General features: G+C 65.5%; 19 protein-coding genes. 11 read left to right on the top strand and 8 right to left on the bottom strand.

Annotation, left to right across the window (positions count from 1 at the left end):
- The first annotated feature begins 104 nt into the window (after nucleotides 1-104).
- The 4 genes from RMO51_RS04220 (at nucleotide 105) to RMO51_RS04205 (ending at nucleotide 3277) form a co-directional block, all read left to right on the top strand.
- Complete coding sequence (locus RMO51_RS04220; protein WP_310392303.1) at nucleotides 105-686, top strand: TIGR00730 family Rossman fold protein; 582 nt, start codon at nucleotides 105-107, stop codon at nucleotides 684-686.
- 88 nt (nucleotides 687-774) lie between these two features.
- Entirely contained in the window at nucleotides 775-1359 is a 585-nt protein-coding gene (locus RMO51_RS04215; RefSeq protein WP_310392301.1) for a glutathione peroxidase, read from the top strand.
- Between the two features lie 101 nt (nucleotides 1360-1460).
- A complete protein-coding gene (locus tag RMO51_RS04210) occupies nucleotides 1461-2354 on the top strand; it encodes a 1,4-dihydroxy-2-naphthoate polyprenyltransferase (RefSeq protein WP_310392299.1) in 894 nt (297 codons plus the stop codon).
- Between the two features lie 104 nt (nucleotides 2355-2458).
- A complete protein-coding gene (locus tag RMO51_RS04205; protein WP_310392297.1) occupies nucleotides 2459-3277 on the top strand; it encodes an SDR family oxidoreductase in 819 nt (272 codons plus the stop codon).
- A 79-nt stretch (nucleotides 3278-3356) separates the two neighbouring features.
- Here RMO51_RS04205 and RMO51_RS04200 read toward each other — a convergent pair whose 3' ends face one another.
- Nucleotides 3357-5087: a DEAD/DEAH box helicase gene (locus RMO51_RS04200; RefSeq protein ID WP_310392296.1), complete on the bottom strand. Its 1731-nt coding sequence runs from the start codon at nucleotides 5085-5087 to the stop codon at nucleotides 3357-3359.
- A 200-nt stretch (nucleotides 5088-5287) separates the two neighbouring features.
- Between RMO51_RS04200 and RMO51_RS04195 the strand changes: the two genes are divergently transcribed.
- From RMO51_RS04195 to RMO51_RS04170, 6 genes are all read left to right on the top strand, one after another.
- On the top strand, nucleotides 5288-6034 hold the full coding sequence (locus RMO51_RS04195; protein ID WP_310392293.1) for a class I SAM-dependent methyltransferase: 747 nt from the start codon (nucleotides 5288-5290) through the stop codon (nucleotides 6032-6034).
- A 44-nt stretch (nucleotides 6035-6078) separates the two neighbouring features.
- Nucleotides 6079-6411: a hypothetical protein gene (locus RMO51_RS04190; protein ID WP_310392291.1), complete on the top strand. Its 333-nt coding sequence runs from the start codon at nucleotides 6079-6081 to the stop codon at nucleotides 6409-6411.
- Nucleotides 6408-7100: an ATP-binding cassette domain-containing protein gene (locus RMO51_RS04185; protein ID WP_310392289.1), complete on the top strand. Its 693-nt coding sequence runs from the start codon at nucleotides 6408-6410 to the stop codon at nucleotides 7098-7100. The genes RMO51_RS04190 and RMO51_RS04185 overlap by 4 nt, the downstream gene beginning before the upstream one ends.
- Before the next feature lie 28 nt (nucleotides 7101-7128).
- Nucleotides 7129-7353: a hypothetical protein gene (locus RMO51_RS04180; RefSeq protein ID WP_310392288.1), complete on the top strand. Its 225-nt coding sequence runs from the start codon at nucleotides 7129-7131 to the stop codon at nucleotides 7351-7353.
- Complete coding sequence (locus RMO51_RS04175; RefSeq protein ID WP_310392286.1) at nucleotides 7346-8560, top strand: CaiB/BaiF CoA-transferase family protein; 1215 nt, start codon at nucleotides 7346-7348, stop codon at nucleotides 8558-8560. Before RMO51_RS04180 ends, RMO51_RS04175 begins: the two co-directional genes overlap by 8 nt.
- 80 nt (nucleotides 8561-8640) lie before the next feature.
- Nucleotides 8641-9567 (top strand): hypothetical protein, encoded by a 927-nt coding sequence (locus RMO51_RS04170; RefSeq protein WP_310392283.1) that lies wholly within the window; start codon nucleotides 8641-8643, stop codon nucleotides 9565-9567.
- Between the two features lie 24 nt (nucleotides 9568-9591).
- Here the strand turns inward: RMO51_RS04170 and trpS are convergent, their stop codons facing one another.
- From trpS to RMO51_RS04140, 6 genes are all read right to left on the bottom strand, one after another.
- Nucleotides 9592-10569, bottom strand: coding sequence for a tryptophan--tRNA ligase (gene trpS, locus RMO51_RS04165; RefSeq protein ID WP_310392281.1), 978 nt, complete (start codon nucleotides 10567-10569; stop codon nucleotides 9592-9594).
- A 229-nt stretch (nucleotides 10570-10798) separates the two neighbouring features.
- Nucleotides 10799-11545, bottom strand: a complete 747-nt coding sequence (locus RMO51_RS04160; protein ID WP_310392280.1) for a queuosine precursor transporter — start codon at nucleotides 11543-11545, stop codon at nucleotides 10799-10801.
- A 47-nt stretch (nucleotides 11546-11592) separates the two neighbouring features.
- Nucleotides 11593-12504, bottom strand: coding sequence for a ribonuclease Z (locus RMO51_RS04155; protein ID WP_310392278.1), 912 nt, complete (start codon nucleotides 12502-12504; stop codon nucleotides 11593-11595).
- A 183-nt stretch (nucleotides 12505-12687) separates the two neighbouring features.
- On the bottom strand, nucleotides 12688-13062 hold the full coding sequence (locus tag RMO51_RS04150; RefSeq protein WP_046246220.1) for an STAS domain-containing protein: 375 nt from the start codon (nucleotides 13060-13062) through the stop codon (nucleotides 12688-12690).
- Between the two features lie 70 nt (nucleotides 13063-13132).
- Nucleotides 13133-13972 (bottom strand): DUF4198 domain-containing protein, encoded by an 840-nt coding sequence (locus tag RMO51_RS04145; RefSeq protein WP_310392268.1) that lies wholly within the window; start codon nucleotides 13970-13972, stop codon nucleotides 13133-13135.
- A 155-nt stretch (nucleotides 13973-14127) separates the two neighbouring features.
- Nucleotides 14128-15972: a glycosyltransferase gene (locus RMO51_RS04140; RefSeq protein WP_310392267.1), complete on the bottom strand. Its 1845-nt coding sequence runs from the start codon at nucleotides 15970-15972 to the stop codon at nucleotides 14128-14130.
- A 298-nt stretch (nucleotides 15973-16270) separates the two neighbouring features.
- Here RMO51_RS04140 and RMO51_RS04135 point away from each other — a divergent pair, with 298 nt between their 5' ends.
- Nucleotides 16271-16900: a nitroreductase family protein gene (locus RMO51_RS04135; RefSeq protein ID WP_310392265.1), complete on the top strand. Its 630-nt coding sequence runs from the start codon at nucleotides 16271-16273 to the stop codon at nucleotides 16898-16900.
- A gap of 141 nt (nucleotides 16901-17041) precedes the next feature.
- Here RMO51_RS04135 and RMO51_RS04130 read toward each other — a convergent pair whose 3' ends face one another.
- Nucleotides 17042-18865, bottom strand: a complete 1824-nt coding sequence (locus RMO51_RS04130) for an alpha-amylase family glycosyl hydrolase (RefSeq protein ID WP_310392264.1) — start codon at nucleotides 18863-18865, stop codon at nucleotides 17042-17044.
- Between the last annotated feature and the right edge of the window lie 312 nt (nucleotides 18866-19177).

Below are 19177 nucleotides of genomic sequence, written 5' to 3'. Positions count from 1 at the left end.
AGCGCAGCCGAGACATCTCGCTTGTGGTAGTAATTAGTTTTTCGAGCGAGATGTCTCGGCTGCGCTCGACATGACGGGCATCTTTTCGATTAATCATCATTGCTATGAAGAGCGTTGCCGTGTACTGCGGCTCCAGTGCCGGAGCCAATCCCCTCTACGTGGCCCAGGCCCAGGCCCTCGGGGCGGCCCTGGTGGCGCACGGCCTCACGCTGGTGTACGGCGGCGGGCGCGTGGGCCTGATGGGCACCATCGCCGATGCGGTGCTGGCCCACGGCGGCCGGGTTATCGGCGTCATTCCTGATTTCCTGGCGACCAAGGAAATAGCCCACGCTGGCTGCACCGAGCTGCATGTGGTGAAGTCGATGCACGAGCGCAAGCTGCTGATGGCCGACCGCGCCGACGCCTTCGTGGCCCTGCCCGGCGGCTACGGCACCCTCGAAGAGCTGTTCGAGGTGCTGACCTGGGGCCAGCTCGGCCTGCACCGCAAGCCCGTGGCCCTGCTGAACGTGGCCGGCTACTACGACCACCTGCTGCGGGCCCTCGACCGCATGCGCGATGACCAGCTCCTGCGCCCCGAAAACCGCGCCCAGCTCCTGCAAGCGGCCGACCCGGAAGACTTGCTGGCCCAACTGGCGGCCTACCAGCCGGTGGAATTGCCTAAGTGGCTCACCCCGCCCACTACCTGAACCGCCGCCGCCCAAAACCCTATTGGCACGCTTGTGGTTACGGCGTGAACCGCGCAATTCCTGCACCGTACTTCATACCTTCACCCTCATGAAAAAAATCCTTTTCCTCGCCTGCGCCACGGCCGTTACCGCCGGGGTGTTCATCGCCGCCAAGCCGGCCGCTCCCCTCGCCATGACCGAATCCACTGAGGCCGCCGCGGCGGCCACCGTCTACGATTTCACCGTGAAATCCATCGACGGCAAAGACGTAAAGCTGAGCCAGTACAAGGGCAAAAAGCTGCTCATCGTGAACACCGCCTCCAAGTGCGGCTTCACCCCGCAGTACAAGGAGCTGGAGGAGCTGTCGAAGAAATACGGCAGCAAGGTGGCCGTGCTGGGCTTCCCGTCCAACAGCTTCAACCAGGAGCTGACCTCGAACGCCGAAGTGGCTTCCTTTTGCGAGAAGAACTACGGCGTGACCTTCCCGCTGTTCGAAACGGTGTCGGTGAAGGGCGACGACGCCACCCCGCTCTACAAGTTCCTGGCCGACAAAACCAAGAATGGCGCCGTGGGCGACGCTCCGAGCTGGAATTTCTGCAAGTACCTGGTTGATGAAAAAGGCCAGGTGGTGAAGTTCTACCCCTCCAGAGTGAAGCCGCTGAGCCCCGAGCTGGTGGCCGACATCACGAAGTAATTGCGGACTCAAGGTTTTTGAAAGAACGTCACGCGGAGCTGCCTCGGCAAGCTCCGCGTGACGTTCTTTTGCGTGTTCTTGTTTACTTCTGCCGCCCCGTTATGTCACCCTGGATTTCCGCATTTCGCCCCCGCACCCTGCCGTTGGCTCTGGCCAGCATCCTCACCGGGAGCTTTCTGGCCGCCGCGGCGGGGCGCTTCAACGGGCCCGTGGTAGCGCTGGCCGCCCTCACCACCGTGCTGCTGCAAATCCTGAGTAACCTGGCCAACGACTACGGCGACTCGCAGAACGGCGCCGACAGCGTGCACCGCGAGGGCCCCGCGCGCGCCGTGCAGAGCGGAGCCATCACCCCGGCCCAGATGAAGCGCGGCATGGTGGTCTGCGGCGTGTTGGCGCTGGCCAGCGGTTTGGTACTGCTGTGGGTGGCCCTGGGCGCGGCCGGGCTGGGCTTGTTCCTGACTTTTTTGGCGCTGGGGCTGGCGGCCATCTGGGCGGCCGTGAACTACACCGCCGGCTCCCGGCCGTACGGGTACGCGGGTTTGGGCGACATTTCGGTGTTCTTGTTTTTTGGCATCGTGGGCGTCTGCGGCACGTATTTCCTGCAGGCCCGGGCGCTGCCGCTGCAAGTGCTGCTGCCCGCGGCGGCACTCGGCTGCTTCGCCACGGCGGTGCTGAACGTGAATAACATCCGCGACATCAAGTCCGACGTGCTGGCCGGCAAAATCACCATTCCGGTGCGGTTGGGACCGGCCTACGCGCGGCGCTACCACTGGCTGCTGCTGCTGCTGGGCCTGGGCTGCGCCACGGTGTTCGTGGCCCTCACGTACCACTCGCCCTGGCAGTGGCTGTTTGCGCTGGCCACGCCGCTGTTCGCCTTCAACGCCGTTCAGGTGTGGCAGCGGCAGGACTCGATGCAAATTGACCCGCTGCTGAAGCAAATGGCGCTGAGCACGCTGGTGTTCACGGTGCTGTTTGGGGTGGGACAGGTGGTGTGAAGTCGGGCGGTGCAGAGTTGTGGGGAACGGCTGGCAAAGTATTCGGTGCGGCAATTCGTTGACTGGGCAAGCAGGCGTTCTTCTCACTCCCAACCTTCCCCCTCATGCCCAAAACCGTTTTCATCACTGGTACTTCCACCGGCATCGGCGCCGCTGCCGTGCGCCTTTTCGCCCAGCATGGCTGGCAGGTGGCCGCCACCATGCGCAACCCCGCCGATGCGAAATTTGACAACCTGCCCACCGTCCGCGTTTATGCCCTCGACGTGACCGATGGCGCGGCCGTGACCCGCGCCGTGCAGCAGGCCCAGCAGGATTTCGGCAGCCTCGATGTGCTGGTGAACAACGCCGGCTACGGCCTGGTCGGCCCGTTCGAGGCCGCCACCGACGCGCAGATTCAGCAGCAGTTTGCCACCAACTTGTTTGGTGTGTTTGCCGTGACGCGGGCGGCGCTGCCGCTCATGCGCGGCCAGCAGTCGGGGGTCATCATCAACATCACCTCGGTAGGCGGGCGCACGGCTTTTCCCATGAACTCGCTCTACCACGCCACTAAGTTTGGCTTGGACGGCTTCTCGGAGTCGTTGTGGTACGAGCTGGCCCCCTTTGGTATTCAAGTGAAGGTGGTGGCGCCCGGCGGCGTGGCCACCGATTTTGCCACCCGCTCGCTGCAAATGACCACCGACCCGGCCAACGACGCCGACCCCTACGCCGGCCAGGTGCGCAGCGTGCTGGAAGCATTTGGCCGCAGCGGCGGCAATCACTCCACCGCCGAGCAGATTGCCGAAGTCATTTTCACCGCCGCCACCGACGGTACGGCGCAGCTCCGTTACATTGCCGGGGATGATGCTAAAGGAATTTTAAGCGCCAAATCCCAGATGAGCGAAGCCGATTTTGCGGCGATGATTCAGAAGAATTTTGGGATGTAAAACCAACCCCGTTTGGCTGTGCCCTCAGCAGACTAAAAAAAAAGCGGCCCTGCAAGGCCGCTTTTTCTGGTTTGTCACGTTACTCTTTAGCCGTGGGCGCAGGTGCGGTTGGGGTTTCGCCCGCGGCTGGAGCCGCCGATTCCGGGCGAGGACCGCGGCCGCCGCGATTGCGGCCGCCGCGGTTGCCGCGGCGCTCGCCTTCGGGTCGGGGAGCGCGGGCTTCGCCTTCCGCGGGAGTTTCGCCCTCGGGCCGGGGTTCTCGGGGCGGGCGGGCCTCGCCTTCCGGGCGCGGGGCGCGGGGTTCGCGGGGCGGACGGCTTTCGCCTTCCGGCCGGGGCCGGCGCTCGGGGCGGGCCTCGCCTTCGGCGCGGGGTGGGCGCTGGTAGGGCACGGTGGGTGCTTGGCCGGCGTCGAGGGCGGCCAGGGCGTTTTTGGCGTTGGCCATTCGCTCCAGGTGCTTGGGGTCTTTGGGGTCAGGGGCGTCGCGGCGGGGCGGGCGGCCTCCGTCGCGGGCGCCATCCCGTCCGCCGTCGCGGCCACCGCCTTCGCGGCGCGGGCCGCCCTCGCGGGAGCCGCCGCCGCTGCGCCCGCCACTGCCGCCGTGACTGCCGCGGGCGGGCCGGCCACCGATTTTGCCGCCGAGGCCGGCGAAGCGCTTGGGGTCAAACTCCGGGGCCGGGCCCAGGCCCAGCTCTTCGGTGATGCTGCGCTTTTCGAGGGCGCGCTCGATGAGCTTCTCGATTTTCACCACCCGGTCCTGGTCCTGGTCCGAGATGAAGGTGATGGCGGTGCCTTTGGTGGCGGCGCGGGCCGTGCGGCCGATGCGGTGCACGTAATCCTCGGCGGCGCGCGGGATGTCGTAGTTCACCACGTGGCTCAGGCTGTCGATGTCGATGCCGCGGCTGAGCACGTCGGTGGCGACGAGGATGGGGAACTGCTTGTTTTTGAAGGCGCGCATGATTTCCTCGCGCTCCTCCTGGGTGCGGTCGGAGCTGATGCCGCGGGCCTCGATGCCGAGCTTGTTCACGGCCTTCACGATGCCGCCCACGGCGGCCTTCTGGCTGGTGAAGAGCACCATACTTTGCACGTCCTGGGTTTTGATGATGTGCTCCAGCACGTAGATTTTCTGGCGGTCGAAGGCCAGGTACATCTGCTGGTCGATGCCGGCGGCGGGCTTGGACACGGCCAGGCGGATTTCCTCGGGATTCCTGAGAATCTGCTGCGAGAAGTCGCGGATTTTGCTCGGCATGGTGGCCGAGAAGAGCAGCGTCTGCCGGTCGGTGGGCAACTGGCGCACGATGTTGAAGATGTCATCGGCGAAGCCCATGTCCATCATCTTGTCGGCCTCGTCGAGCACCAGGTACTTGATTTTGTCGAACTTCACGTAGCCCATTTGCAGGTGGGCGATGAGGCGGCCGGGCGTGGCGATGATGATGTCGGCGCCGGAGGTGAGGGCGCGCTTCTGCTGCTCCCAGCCTTCGCTTTTGCCGCCGCCGTAGATGGCAATGCTGCTGGCCTCGACGTAGTAGCCGAAGCCCATCACCTGCTCGTCAATCTGGGTGGCCAGCTCGCGGGTGGGCACCAGGATGAGGGTGGTGGTGTGGCCGTGCTTGGCGTGCGAAATCTTGTCGAGCAGCGGCAGCAGGTAGGCGGCGGTTTTGCCGGTGCCGGTCTGGGCGCAGGCAATAAGGTCTTTGCCGTCGAGGATTTTGGGGATGGCCTGCTCTTGTACCGGAGTAGCCTGCTGGTAGTTCATGGCGTCGATGCCGGCCAGCAGGTCGTCATGGAGCTTAAATTCGTGAAACGTCAAGGTTCAGCTAATAAGAGTTGGTAAAGGGCTGACCGTGATGCCGTGGCCAGCAAACCGCTTGATTTGCGGCAAAGATACGGCGGGTCAGGCGCAGGTTTGTTGGGTGGGGCGCGGGGCTGACCCCCGCCCGGCGTTAAACGAAAACAGGCCTCGTTGTTCAACGCCGGGCGGGGGCCAGCCCCGCACCCTACTTTTATCCCATGCCCCTCGACCGTTTCTCCGCTCAAGCCGCCGGCTACGCCCGCTACCGCATCGACTACCCGGCCGCGCTCTACGACTGGCTGCTGCCGCTGGTGGCGTGCCGCGAGCGCGCCTGGGACTGCGCCACCGGCAACGGCCAGGTGGCCGCCGTGCTGGCCGATTCGTTCATTCGGGTGGACGCCACCGACCTCAGCGCCCAGCAGCTGGCCCAGGCCGCGCCGCGCCCGAACATCAGCTACCAAACGGCCCGCGCCGAACAAACTTCTTTTCCCGCCCAGCGCTTCGACCTCATCACCGTGGCCCAGGCCGTGCACTGGTTCGAGCCGGAGGCCTACCACGCCGAGGTGCGCCGCGTGGCCCGGCCCGGGGCGGTGCTGGCCGAGTGGGGCTACGGCTTGCTGCGCATCAGCCCGGCCCTCGACCCGCTCATCCGGCGTTTTCACGACGGGGTGATGGGCCCTTACTGGGACCCGAACCGCTGGCACATCGACGACGAGTACGCCCGCATTCCCTTCCCATTTGCCGACGTGCAGCGGGCGCATTTTGCGGTGCCGCGGCAGTGGTCGGCCGCGTGGTTTTTGCGGTACCTGCGCACGTGGTCGAGCGTGGCGAAGTACCGGCAGGAGCGGGGCGAGGACCCCGTGAACCTGATTGCGGAGGAGGTCAGGCACCGGTGGGGCAGGGGCGAGCGGACGGTGACCTTCCCCGTGTTTGCGCGCGCCGGGCAAGTAGAACGAGTAGAATAATCGGGACTGAAGCGCGTTGGGAAGATGAACTTCCCCCGAACTTTATGACGCATTGGCTTACCCAGCTGCGGGCCGTGGGGCTGTTTTACCGCAGCATCGCGCCGTTCACCCTGGGCATCACGGCGCTGCTGGTGCTGCTGGTGCTGCTGCCGCTGTTGCACGAGGGCCGGGCCGCCGGCTTGCTGCCCCGGCTGGCCGGGGCCAAGCTGCTGACGGGGCCCGCGGTGTGGTACCTGGCCGAGCGCGCGCGGCCGCAGCAGTACTGGTTTTACTACAACCTGGGCGTGTCGCGCCGGCACTTGTGGACCGGCGTGGCCGTGATTGACGGCCTGTTGTTTGTCGGCGCTACGACCGCCACCACGGCCCTGGTTTCATGAGCTGGCGCGCAGGATTGTTCCCGCCGGGCCCGCACGTGCTGGAAGCCGACGGGATTCAAGTGTCGTTTGGCGGGCGGCCGGTGCTGAGCCATGTGTACCTGCGGGTGCAAACCGGCCAGATTGTGGGGCTGCTGGGCCGCAACGGCAGCGGCAAGTCCACGCTGCTCCAAACCGTGTTCGGGGCCCGGGCCGTGCCCGACGCCTCGGTGCGGGTGAACGGGCGCCGGGCGGTGCCCGCGTTTCAAACCGCGGGCTTGCTCAACTACCTGCCGCAGGTGCCGCTGCTGCCCGCGCACCTTACCTTAGCGCAGGCGGCCCGGCTGTTGCGCGTGAATTTGGAAAAAGCCACGGCCAACTTCCCGGACCTGCACGCGCAGCTCGGGGCCCGGCCCGGCGAGCTGTCGGGCGGCACGGCGCGCCTGGCGCAAGTGCTGCTGCTGCTGCACGCCGACACGTCGTTTTCACTGTTCGATGAACCCTTCAGCGGCATCATGCCCGTGCACCTCGAAACCCTGGCAGTTGAGATGCAGCAAGCCAAGCAGCGCAAGGGGCTGCTGCTGAGCGACCACCGCTACGTCGAGGTGCTGGCGTTGAGCGACGTCGTTTATTTGCTGCACCAAGGCCGCCTGTTCAAGCTAGGCGCCGACCCGCAGGCGGAATTGGCGGCCCACGGCTACTTGGTGGCTTAGGCTAAGGCAGAAAAAATGCGCAGCAACTATGGATTTTTACGACAAAACCTACCCGATTCCCGGCTGGCTGCTTCGAATTGATGAGTCTTCTAACGATGCTTATCGGGTATCGTTGACCGACCAAAACCACCGCCGGGTCGAACTGTGCTGTTCCGGCCACGATTTGCCAACCAAAGTGCAGGAGTGCGTCGAGTGGGCCGAGAAATTGAACGCGGAAGACCGTGCTGGGAAACGTGGTAATGCCCGTGAGTAATCATCCTCCCTTCGCCCACCTGCGCGTTCTCGAACTCGCCTCCGTGCTGGCGGGCCCGCAAGTGGGCCAGTTCTTCGCGGAGCTGGGCGCCGAAGTGCTGAAGGTGGAAAGCCCGGCCGGCGACGTAACCCGCACCTGGAAAACTGCGGCCGAAACGGCTGCTTCTCCAGCCGCGGGCGAAGCCCCCGTTTCGGCGTATTTCGCGGCGTCGAACTGGGGCAAAGAGTCGTTGGTACTCGACCTGACCACCGCCGACGGCCAAGCTGAATTGCTCCGCCACGCTGCCCGGGCCGACGTCGTGCTGGCCAGCTACAAGCCCGGCGACGCCGAAAAGCTCGGCGCCGACTACGCCACGTTATCGGCCGGAAATCCGCGCCTGATTTACGGCCACCTCACCGGCTACGGCCCCGACAACCCCCGTGCCGGCTACGACGCCGTGCTGCAAGCCGAAGCTGGTTTCATGCACCTCAACGCCGCCGGCCCCGGCCAGCCGCCCCAGAAAATGCCCGTGGCCATGGTGGACCTGCTGGCCGCGCATCAATTGAAGGAAGGCGTGCTCACGGCGTTGTTTCAGCGCGAGCGCACGGGCCGCGGGGCCCTGGTGCAAGTCAGTCTGCTGGACAGCGCCCTGGCTTCCCTGGCCAACCAGGCCGCCACCTACCTCGCAACCGGGCACGACCCGCTGCCGCTCGGCTCGGGCCACCCCAGCATCGTGCCCTACGGCACCGTGTACCGCGCCGCCCACGGCCGCCAGCTGGTGCTGGCCGTGGGCTCGGACAGCCAGTTCCGGCACCTGTGCGCCGCCCTGGGCCAAGCCGACTGGGCCGCCGAGGCCCGCTTTGCCACCAACGCCGCCCGCGTGCAGCACCGCGCCGAGCTGGAAGTCCTGCTCGCCGCCCGCATTGCCGCCGTGGACGGCGACGCGCTGCTGGCGGAGCTGGCGCGCCGCGCGGTGCCCGCCGGCGCTGTGCGCTCGGTGGGGGAAGCCCTGGCCCAGCCCGCGGCGCAAGCCCTGCTGCTGCGCGGGGCCGAGCCCCGCCGCGCGGGGCTGCGCACCGTGGCGTTTCGCAGCCCGCAGTGGGCCGTGGCGGCGCAGCTGAGCGCGCCGCCGGCGCTGGGGCCGGCGCCCGGCGCGAAATTTGCCGCAGTTTCGGCGGCCGCCGCCGAAACTGCGGCCCCGCCCACTTCCGTACCTCCGCCGTCGTAGCGGCGCGGCCGGGCGGGTTGCGGCTGCGCTATCTCTATTGTTTTCGCCGCTGCCGGGCAGGGGCGCCATTTATTTGCTGCATGGCCAAGTCACCCACCCAAAGAAACGCCGTTCCTGAGCTGTTCACCACCGAAACCACCGTTGTGACGCCCGTGCCGGACCAGGCCCCGCTGCCGGCAGCGCCCAAAAAACGAGCGGTCAGAACCGGCAAAGAGGCCAAGGCCAGCCAAGCGGCGCCCAAAGCGGCGACTTCCGCCGCGCCCGAGGCGGTGCACAGCGGCGCCACCGCCACCGACGACCGCCCCACCGCCGAGGCCGGCTCGCCCACCGAGGCCCCGGCCGACCGCCTCGACCAGATTTTCGATGGCCTCAAGCAGAAATCCACCGCCAAGCAGGCCATCTTCCGCAACACCCAGGCCGCGTTTGATACCTTGCGCCTGGTGTCGCAGGAACTGGTGGTGGAGCTCACGCGTAAGCTCACGCCGCTCGATTCCAGCGTGGTGATTGAGTACCGCTCCGTCAACGACATGGAGTTTCACATCAAGTTTTCGGGCGACTTGCTGGTGTTCGTCATGCACTCCAACGTTGTGACCTTTGCCGAGGACTACGGGCCCATGCCCAGCGCCTACGTCACCGAGGATTTTCGGCGCCGCTTCTTCGGGCACATCATGGCCTACAACTTCATGGCCGACAGCATCAAGTACCAGCGCCTCAATGACCCCGGCTACCTGGTGGGCCGCCTGCTCGTGAACATCGACAACCACTACTACCTCGAAGGCGTGCAGCAGCTGGAACTGCCTAACAACGATATGTCGGATAACCTCATCACGCCCGACGGCCTGCGCCTGTTCGTGGAAAGCGCCATGATTGCGGCCGTCAACAACGACCTCATTGCCCCGCCGCTGCCCGAAATCCAGAAAATCAGCGTCAAGCAAAAGCTGGAAAACCAGCAGGTGAGCCGCGGCAGCAAGGTGGGCTTCAGCTTCTCGCACGAACAGAGCTACTGATTGGTTCGCACGGAGTTGAGGGAATTACCGAGCTGAATAACCTACTTTTTCCCGCACTTTGGCCAGCACTCCGGCGCCGTATTCCTGGGCGCGGCGCGCCCCGATGGCCAACTGGGCGTCCAGCTCGGGCAGGTTGCTCAGGTAGAAGTTGAACTGATCCCGCTCGGTCGCGAAGCGGCGCAGAATCAATTCGTACAGCTCCTGTTTGGCGTGGCCGTAGCCGTAGCCACCGGCCTCGTAGCGCTGGCGCAGGGCGGCGGTTTCGGCGGGCGGAGCCAGCAGCGAGTACAGCTTGAAGGTGGTGTCGGTGTCCGGGTTTTTGGGCGCTTCGAGCGGCGTGCTGTCCGAGATGATGCTTCTTACGGCTTTCAGCAGCTCTTTTTCCGGTGCGAACACGTCGAGGATGTTGCCGTAGCTCTTGCTCATCTTGGCGCCGTCGGTGCCCGGGATGGTCATCAGCTCGGCGTCGACGCGGGCCTGGGGCGCCACCAGCGTGTCGCCGTAGCGGGCGTTGAAGGCGTGGGCAATGTCGCGGGCAATTTCGAGGTGCTGCACCTGGTCTTTGCCCACGGGCACGATTTCGGCGTCGTAAAGCAGAATGTCGGCCGCCATCAACACGGGGTAGGTGAAGAGGCCGGCGTTCACGTCCGAGAGCTTGTCGGCCTTGTCCTTGAACGAGTGGGCGTTGGCCAGCATCGGGTAGGGCGTGAAGCAGCTCAGGTACCAGGCCAGCTCGGTCACCTGCGGCACGTCGGACTGCCGGTAAAACAGGTTCTTCGCGGTGTCGAAGCCGCAGGCCAGCCAGGCGGCGGCCACGGCGTAGGTGTTGGCCCGCAGCAGCGCCGGGTCGCGCACCGTCGTGAGCGAGTGCAGGTCGGCGATGAAGTAGAGCGAGTCGTTGGCCGGGTTGCGCGACAGCTCGATGGCGGGCAGAATGGCGCCGAGCAGGTTGCCCAGGTGGGGGCGGCCGGTGCTCTGGATGCCGGTGAGGATGCGGGACATTTTCTGTTAGCTAGTAGCTCTCAGCCGTCAGCTGTTAGCCTTTGAAAATTTAAGAGGGAATCGACCAAATGAACGTCAGCTAACGGCTATCGGCCAGGAGCTTGAGCTAAGTTGTCAGGCATTAGTTGTCAGTTGTTAGCCATTCAATAAATATCTGACTGACAACGAACAACGAGCAACTGACAACTGACAACTCGCTTACTTCTGGACGACTACTTAATAGCTCGGCTTACACGCCCACGTTCGCCACGGCTTCCTGCTGCAGCTCGGTGGCCTCGGCGGGGCCCAGGTACCGGTCAATCAGGAAATGCGCCAGGTACAGCACCGGCGTGAGCAGGATGGCCGCCGCGAATTTGTACCAGTAGTTGGTGTTGGCCACGCTCAGCACCTGGTCCATCGTCCAGTTGCCGAACAGGTAGAACGCCACGTACAGCACCACGAAAGAATCCACCAACTGCGACACCAGCGTGGAGCCCGTGGCCCGGAGCCAAATGTAGCGGCCCCCGGTGGCCCGGCGAATGGCCGCGAAAATGGTGGCATCGAGCGCCTGCCCCACGCCAAATGCCACGATGGAGCCGGTGATAATGCCCAGCCCCTGCCGGAAAATGCGCTGGTAGGCGAAGTCGATGTTGAAGGGTTGGCCCTGGTCGTCCGTCTTGTTCACGGCGAGCCAAAAATCCGCCGGCGGCAGCTTGGTGGTGAGGTAAATAACGCCGAACGCAAACAAAATCAGCAACACCGTTAAGTAGCTGATGCGCAGCACGCCGGCCTTGCCAAAATACTCGTTGATGATGTCCGTTGTCACGAACACCACGGGCCAGATGAGCACGCCGGCCGTAAGGCTGCCGGGCAGGTTCATGAGCTTAGCGGCGGAGAATATCTTGACGCCAATGATTTCGGCCAGCAGCGCATTCACGATGAAAATGCCGCTGAGGACGAGGTAAAGCTGCTGTTTTTTGTGCGCGTAGGGCGTCATGGTATTATCTGTTGTCGTCCTGAGCCTTTCGCGGACGACGGTCGTGGTCACAGGCTCACCACCAGGCCTTCGAGGGCCAGCTCGGCGTTGGGGAACACCTGGCGGCCCTCGTCGAGCAGCGGCTCCAGCGCCTTGTAGCGGCTGGAGAAGTGGCCCAGCAGCAGGCGCTGCACGCCGGCTGCCTGCGCGAGCTGGGCGGCCTGGCGGGCGGTGCTGTGGTGGGTTTGGGCGGCCCGCTCCTTCATCTCGTCCAAGAACGTGGCTTCGTGGTAGAGCAGGTCGGCCCCGCGGATGAGGTCGGCGAGGGCGGGGGTGTAGAGCGTGTCGGAAAAAAAGGCGTAGCGGCGCGGGGTGGGCGCGGGGCCGGCCACGTCGGCGTGGCGCAGGCCGGGCTGCTGCTCGTCGGCTTCGAGGTCCTCGCCCTGGGCGAGGCGGGCCAGTTGGGCGGGGGAGAGGCCGTCGGGCAGCTGCTCCTTCAGCAGGTTGGCGCGGCGGGGCTGTTCGGCGAAGAGGTAGCCGGCGCAGGGAATGCGGTGGCGCATGGGCAGCGACGACACCACGAGGCGCTCGTCTTCGTAGACCACGGCGTGGGCCTCGGTGTCGACGGCCGTAAATTCCATCGCGAAGCCCAGTTGCATCCCCGACACCCGGGCCTGGGTGACGAGTACCTCGTCGAGGCCGGGCGGGCCCACGATGCGCAACGGCTGGGTGCGGCCCTGCAAATGCATGGTGCCCAGCAGGCCAAACAGCCCGAAGTAGTGGTCGCCGTGCAGGTGCGAGATGAAAATAGCCCGCAGGTGGTGGGGCCGCACGCGGTGCTCCAACATGCGCCACTGGGTGCCTTCGCCGCAGTCAATCAGGTAATTAATGGCGCCCACGGTCAGCACCTGCGCCGTGGGGTGGCGGCCGGCGGTGGGGGTGGCCGAGGCCGAGCCCAAAATCTTCAGCTCAAAAGTCAAGGTTTGTAGTCGTTGGTTGCTAGTTGTCAGTTGTCAGGATTGAGGCATGGTGAGGGCCTGTCCAGACAGGCGGTTCTGCTATTTTCAATTACCTACTCGGGTAGGCTCTAAAAACAAAAGTTGGCTGCCACTTGCCAGCTTCAAAAACTGACAACTGACAACCAACAACCGACAACTATAAAGCTATTCTTTGTCCGTCAGGTCGCGCTCGATGGCGTGCAAAAACACCCGGTCGATGCCTTCTTCGACGGTGGGCAGAATGTGCAGCACCGACTCCAGCTTGCTGATGGTGATGAGCTTGAGCACGTGGTCCTGCAGGCCGGTGAGCACCAGCAGGCCGCCCGTGGAGTTGCACAGCCGGTTGGCAATGAGGATGGAGCTGAGGCCCGACGAGTCCGTGTATTTCACGTTGGTCAGGTCCAGAATCAGGTTGTTGATGCCTTCCGCGTTGAGCTTCACGAATTCCGACTTGAGGTCGGGCGCGACGGTGGTGTCGAGCTTCTTCTCCTCAATGGTAATGATGGTGTAGCTTTCTTTTTTATCAATCGTGTACTTCATACAGCTAAGGCAAGGAGGGTAAGAGAACGGCGAAGGTAAAGCAAAAAACTAAAATTTTAGGGGAAGTTGACTAGCGCTTTGTGGTGGGGCGCCGGGCGGCCGCGGGCGGCCCGGCAAAGGTGAGGGAGGCCCAAGTAGACTGCCACTCAGCGCGGTCGCGCAGCGGGGCCGGTGCGTCGGTCATGTGAACGGTGGCCAGCAGGTAGGGGCCGGGGCCGGATAATCGTAACAGCACGCGGCCGTTTTGGTTGGCGCGGGTGGTGAAATGGGTGGTGGGCAGGCCGCCGGGCTGACGCTGCCACACCTGCACCAACGCGCCCGGCACCGGCCGCCCCGCGCGCAGAATTCTTACCGTTAGCAATCTATCGGTGCCCAGGCGGTAAGGGTTTTGCTCGGGCACCAGCTCCAGCGGCAGGCCGTACACGCGCAGGCAGGCGCTGTCGGTGGCGGCGGGTGCGGCGCTGGCCTCGCCCACCTGCACCAGGGTTTTGGCGCAGCGGCGGTAGGTTTCGCGGCCGGCGGTGGCTTCCTGGCCGTTTTCCTGGCGCAGCTTGAGGGCGTAATCGAGGCCTTCCTCGCGCAGGTAGGCGGTGAACTGGGCGGCGGCCAGCTCGATGAAGGAGTTGGTGGAGCGCAGCAGCACCAGGTGAGTGCCGGGCCGGGCAAAGGCCAGAGCCGTGCGAAATGTATCAGTCGGTGCAAAACTGGGCGCCGGCGTGAGGTCGGTGGAGTCGGCCGGGGTCGGGCCGTAGCGCACGAAGCGCAGGATTTTGGATGCTTTGGTGCCCCAGGGTTCGCCGCGGAAATTCTCGCCCACCAGCGTGTGCACGTTCACCGTCTGGCCCGGTTGCAGGCGGAAGCGCGGGGCCTCAAGCCAGAACTCGTGGGCGAGGGCGGTGGTGGCGGCCAATAATAAAAGCGTGGCGGCTGGTATTCTCATTGACGTGCTTGTCTTCTCCGCGGACCTCGGCGGTTACCTCCGCGGACCTCCGCGAGAAATTTCGTTGAATTGATTTTCTCGCGGAGGCTCGCGGAGGTAACCTCCGAGGTCCGCTGAGTCGTTTTTTACCGCCGTTCCAGCGCCAGCGCATACGCCCGGTCGTAGTGCACGCGCAGGTTTTTCCAGTCGAACAGCTCGGCGGAGCTTTCCACGGCGTTGCGCTGCATGATGCGCTCGCGGCGACTGAGCAGCACAAATTGCCAGAGCATTTCGGTGAGCTCCTCGGCCGACTCGTCGAAGGACTTTTCCTGGCGGTGCACCACAAAAATCCCCTTCTGCTCGGGGTCCGGGATGGTTTGCAGCACGTAGTCGCCGAAGCCGGAGAGGTCGGAGGTGATGGCGGGCACGCCGCGGGCCACGCATTCGAGCGGGGTGTAGCCCCAGGGCTCGTAGTAGGACGGGAACACGCCCAGGTGGCAGCCGCGCACAAACTGCCCATACTCCATGCCCAGCAGGGGCGAGGCGGGCGACACGAAATCGGGGTGGTAGACCATCTTCACCCGGTCGTGGCGGTGGTTGAGGAGCCGGGCCCGGCGCATGAAGTCCAGGATGTCGTCGTCGCCATCGTTCACCAGGTTGTGGGTGATGACCGGGGGCAGGGCGTTGGTTTTCCAGCTTTGCAGCGTGCGGCGGTAGCGCAGCTTCCAGTAGTCGTCCACCATCGTGCCCAGCTCGGGCAGCTTGTGGTCCTGGCTGGCGGCGGCGGCGTAGAAGAGCCGCTCGCCCACCTGCTGCTCGATGGCCCGGCAGGTTTCGTGCACTTCGTCGAGCATGGCCCGGCGCTCCAGCACCTGAGGGTTGATGCTGGTGAAGGGCCGCTTGGTGATGAAGAACATGACCACCTGGCCTTCCAGGCCGCTTTGCTGGAGGCGGTGGTTGAGGCGGGCCAGGGCTTCGAGGGTCAAATCAAAGCCCTTGTTGTGGTACTCGTAGCGGCCCGAGGTGAAGAGGTACAGCGTCTTGTCCAGGTCGAAAGAATACGACTGGAAGAAGTGGGCCATCACGAACTCGTGAATCTTGGCCTTGTACTGCTGATGCAGGTTCTGGAACTCGTGCAGGGCCACGAACCGCTCAATGTTGAGCCCGTTGGGCAGCACCGCGTCGGGAATGCGGTCCAGCAAGTAGATGCACTCGCGCACCGTCAGCTCGCTCACCGTGGTGAACACGTGGCTGCCGTGGGCGGCGGCGCGCTCCATGCGCACGGCCGGCTCGATGTTGAATTTTCGGGCCTCGGCTTCCCAGTTCACCCACATGAGGTGGTCGTAGAAGTCGCCGTCGTTCATGGCCAGGTAGCGGCCCAGCAAGGTGGCGTGGGTGGTGAAGAGCAGGTGCGCGGGCACCCGCAGGCGGCGCAGCTCGGGGATGGCCACGCCGGTCATCCATTCGTGGAAGTGGCCCAGCAGGCGCTGGCCGGGCGTGGTGTCCACCTGGGCGGCCACGTGCTGGAAGAAAATGGTGGTCAGGTGCCCGAAGGCGATGACCTGGTGCAGCAGGTCGTCGGTGTCGGGCGCCGGAATGCCGTGGCTTTGCCAGAGGTCGGTTTTGAGCTGGCCGAGCTGGTGGTAGGCCTGGAATGGGTTGATGAGCACCACGCGCGGCCGGCCCGTTACCAGCCAGGTGCCGTAGCACACGTCGTAGCCGGCGGCGCGCATGGTGCGCACGGCGGCCCCAAACGGGTCGGCGGCGGTGTGCACGGTCAGGTCGTCGAAGCTTTCGAACTCGCCCTGGGCCATGGCCGGGAAGTAAGGGCCCAGCAGGCAGTACCGGTCGCCCCAGGCCGGCACGGTGGCCGGTACCTTGGAGCGAATCACCGTGTAGATGCCGCCCACCTGGTTGCAGACTTCCCAGGCCACTTCCACCAGCAGGGCTTCGGGAAACAGGGCGTCGGGGGCGGCGGGCGTGGGCTGCATGCGGGTGGGGGCGAAAGGACGAAGGACAGAGCGCGGCGAAAGGTAAGCCGCCCGGGGCGCAGATGCCACCGCGGACCGTACTTTTTGGGCCGGGGGCCGGCGTAAGCCCCGGCCCGTAACTTCGCGCCGCAGTCGCTGTCGGGCGCCCCGCCGTCGCTTCGTCCCGGGCCGCACTCCGGTTGCGGGAAATTCACCGCCGTGCTCGGCCGCGTCTGAATCCGGCTTGCGGGGCCGAATGCAACGCTTCCAGCGCTCCGCCAGATTCACCACATCATTGCCCCATTACTCTCTCGCTTTTATGGCCGATACCACCAACGTCCTTGCCCCCGAACACCCCATCCTGCCGGTGCTGGCCCAGCGCCGCAGCCCCCGCGCCTACGCCGCCCAGCCGGTGCCCACCGAGGCGCTGCACCAGATTTTTGCCGCCGCCGCTTCGGCCGCGTCTTGTTTCGGCGAGCAGCCCTGGCGCTACATTGTGGGCAGCCGCGCCAGCAGCGCCAAGGCCTACGACGCCATTCTGAGCAGCATGGGCGAGTTCAACCAAGCCTGGGCCAACCAAGCGCCCGTGCTGGCCGTGAGCATTGCCAAGCTGAATTTCTCGCACGACGACAACCCCAACCGCCACGCCCTGCACGACGTGGGCCAGGCCACCGCCACCCTGGCCATTCAAGCCACCGAGCTGGGCCTGCAAATTCACCAGATGGCGGGCTTCTCGGTCGATAAAATCCGCGAGTCTTTCCGCCTTCCCGCCGGCTACGAGCCGGTGGCCGTGTTCACCCTGGGCTACCCCGGCGACCCGGCCAGCCTGCCCGATGGCCTGCGCGAGAAAGAAACGGCGCCCCGCACCCGCAAGCCCCTCGCCGAGTTCCTGTTCGAAGGCGGCTGGCCCGGGCTGGAGGAGGAGCGGTACGACCAGGCGCCGGTGTAGGGCCTCACCTCCTGACCTCCTTTCCGGGGAAGAGGGGGCACCGAAAGTCAGTTAAAGGTGGAGAGTTAAAAGTTAAAACTGACTTGCGGTGCCCCCTTTTTTGGAGATGGGTCAGGGGGTGAGGTTGCCCCACCCGCGCCGTTACCCTTCCTGCGATAAAATCAGCACCGCGTACGGCGCCAGCCCGATGCGGCCGTGCCAGGCGTAGCCGTCGTACTCGCCCGCCTCGGCCTCCACGCCGAAGCTGTCGAAGTCGCCAAACTCGCCGTCGTAGCCGCGCCAGTCGCTGTTGAAGCGCACCTGCCAGTGGCCGGGGCCGGGCAGGCCGAGGGCGTAGGCCTCGTGGGCCTGGTTGGCGAAGTTGGCCACCACCAGGGTCGTGTCGCGGGGGCCGCCTTCGCCGTCGGCCCAGCGGGCGAAGGCCACCAGCTTGGCCGCGTCGTTCACGTGAAACACGTGGGTGTGCTGCCCGCTCAGGCCGCGGGTGCGCCCGCCGGTGTTGCGGCGCAGGCCGATGAGGTCGCGGTAGAGCTGCACCAGGCCGGCGCGCGCTTTCACGTCGGCCCACTCCAGGGGCTCGGCGTCGTTGAACGCGTCGAGGGCCAGAAACTCCTGGCCCTGAAACAGCATCGGAATGCCGGGGGCCGTGAGCACCAGGGCCGCGCCCAGCACGGTGCGCTTCTTCGAAAAGTAGCCGTCGGCGGCGCCGGGCATGATTTCCTCGGCCACGCGGCTCTTGCCGTTGGCCACCTCGTCGTGGCTTTCGGTATAGATGACGCGGCGGAAGGCGTCGTCGTTGTACGATTCGGAGATGGCCTCGGCCACGGCCCGCATGTCGCGGTCGGCGTCGTCGCGGGCAGTGAGGGCCGCCACCACGGGGTACACGAACGAGCTGTCCCACTGCGAGTCGAAGCCCTGCCCGCCGTTGGCCACGCTGGCCGTGATGCCGGCGTTGCCGCGCATGTCCTCGGCAATGGTGATTTTCCAGGGCATGGTCTGGTCGATTTCCTCGTTAATCCAGCGCATCAGGCTCCAGCCGTCGGGCAGGTCGGCGCCGGGGTTTTCCTCGCCGCGCACGTTGCGGATGAAGGCAATGGCGTCGGCCCGCAGGCCGTCGCAGCGGTAGTCCTGCAGCCACATCAGGGCGTTGTCGCGGATGTAGCGGCGCACCTCGGGGCGGCCGTAGTCGGGGCGGTTGTCGCCCCAGGGCGTGTGGGCGCGCCAGTCGTTGTAGAAGTAGATGCCGCCGCCGTCATTCTCGTGCCAGCCGTCGAACTGCCACAGGTCGAGGTCGCCGGGGCCGAAGTGGTTGTACACCACGTCGAGCACCACCGCGATGCCGTGCTGGTGGGCCTGCTTCACCAGTTCCTTGAAGGCCACCGGCCCGCCGTAGTCGCTCTCGAGCGCAAACGGGCAGGCCGGGTTGTAGCCCCACGAGCGGCTCCCCGGAAACTCGGTGGCCGGCAGCAGTTCGATGCAGTTGATGCCCAGGTCGCGCAGGTAGGGCAGCTTCTCGGCCACGCTCAGAAACGTGCCCACCTGGTCGGCACCGGGTGCGTTGAAGGTGCCCACGTGCAGCTCGTAAATCACCAGTTCGTTCCAGGCCGGCATGTGGAACTCGTCGTCGCCCCAATCGAAGTGCGGGTCGTGCACCACCGACGAGCCCGCCGAGTTGGTCATTTGCCGGGCGTAGGGGTCGTTGCGGGTAAACTCCCGGCCCTGACTGGTGAGGTGAAACTTGTACTCCGCGCCGGGCTTCAGGCCGGGCACGTCGGTGGCCCAGTAGCCGTCGGCTTCGGGCCGTAGCGGGTTTCTGGTGGCGTCCCACTGGTTGAAGTCGCCCACCACGGCCACGGCCTCGGCGTGGGGGGCCCACACCCGGAAGGTGGTGCCGGCCGCGTGGGGCACGGCGCCCATGCCGGGCTGCGGGGCGGGGCCGTGGGCCGCGGCCGGCCCGGCGGCCACAGCCTTCGGGGCGGTCTTGGTTTTTGCGACTGCCTGTACAGAAGAAGATTTCGGCGCAGCCTTGGGGGTGGAAGCGGGATTAGCCGCAGTTTTGGAAGCGGAAGCGTGGGGCATTGGTAAAGAAGCGGCTCCCTGCCCGGGCGGCCGAAAATGCGACCGGTGCCGGACCAGGGTTACCTCGGCCATACGGAAACGCCCGGTTTTTGGCCATCTCATCCCGGGGTGCTTGGTTCTTTTGCGCGGCGGCAGGAAGTTCGGCGGCCGGCCGGAAACGCCTGGGCGGGCAACCTTGGCCGGCAGTTCGGGGTTTTC

It is taken from the genome of Hymenobacter sp., from assembly GCF_031398885.1.
In the GTDB taxonomy this organism is placed as follows: Bacteria; Bacteroidota; Bacteroidia; order Cytophagales; family Hymenobacteraceae; genus Hymenobacter.
Note: the sequence above shows the minus strand (reverse complement) of the source record. Positions and strands in the feature narration are given on the sequence as shown.

Excerpts from the sequence above, each read along its gene's own strand:
- RMO51_RS04220 (WP_310392303.1), top strand. The coding sequence starts at position 105 with ATGAAGAGCGTTGCCGTGTACTGCGGCTCCAGTGCCGGAGCCAATCCC.
- RMO51_RS04215 (WP_310392301.1), top strand. The coding sequence starts at position 775 with ATGAAAAAAATCCTTTTCCTCGCCTGCGCCACGGCCGTTACCGCCGGG.
- RMO51_RS04210 (WP_310392299.1), top strand. The coding sequence starts at position 1,461 with ATGTCACCCTGGATTTCCGCATTTCGCCCCCGCACCCTGCCGTTGGCT.
- RMO51_RS04205 (WP_310392297.1), top strand. The coding sequence starts at position 2,459 with ATGCCCAAAACCGTTTTCATCACTGGTACTTCCACCGGCATCGGCGCC.
- RMO51_RS04195 (WP_310392293.1), top strand. The coding sequence starts at position 5,288 with ATGCCCCTCGACCGTTTCTCCGCTCAAGCCGCCGGCTACGCCCGCTAC.
- RMO51_RS04190 (WP_310392291.1), top strand. The coding sequence starts at position 6,079 with ATGACGCATTGGCTTACCCAGCTGCGGGCCGTGGGGCTGTTTTACCGC.
- RMO51_RS04185 (WP_310392289.1), top strand. The coding sequence starts at position 6,408 with ATGAGCTGGCGCGCAGGATTGTTCCCGCCGGGCCCGCACGTGCTGGAA.
- RMO51_RS04180 (WP_310392288.1), top strand. The coding sequence starts at position 7,129 with ATGGATTTTTACGACAAAACCTACCCGATTCCCGGCTGGCTGCTTCGA.
- RMO51_RS04170 (WP_310392283.1), top strand. The coding sequence starts at position 8,641 with ATGGCCAAGTCACCCACCCAAAGAAACGCCGTTCCTGAGCTGTTCACC.
- trpS (WP_310392281.1), bottom strand. The coding sequence starts at position 10,569 with ATGTCCCGCATCCTCACCGGCATCCAGAGCACCGGCCGCCCCCACCTG.
- RMO51_RS04160 (WP_310392280.1), bottom strand. The coding sequence starts at position 11,545 with ATGACGCCCTACGCGCACAAAAAACAGCAGCTTTACCTCGTCCTCAGC.
- RMO51_RS04150 (WP_046246220.1), bottom strand. The coding sequence starts at position 13,062 with ATGAAGTACACGATTGATAAAAAAGAAAGCTACACCATCATTACCATT.
- RMO51_RS04140 (WP_310392267.1), bottom strand. The coding sequence starts at position 15,972 with ATGCAGCCCACGCCCGCCGCCCCCGACGCCCTGTTTCCCGAAGCCCTG.
- RMO51_RS04135 (WP_310392265.1), top strand. The coding sequence starts at position 16,271 with ATGGCCGATACCACCAACGTCCTTGCCCCCGAACACCCCATCCTGCCG.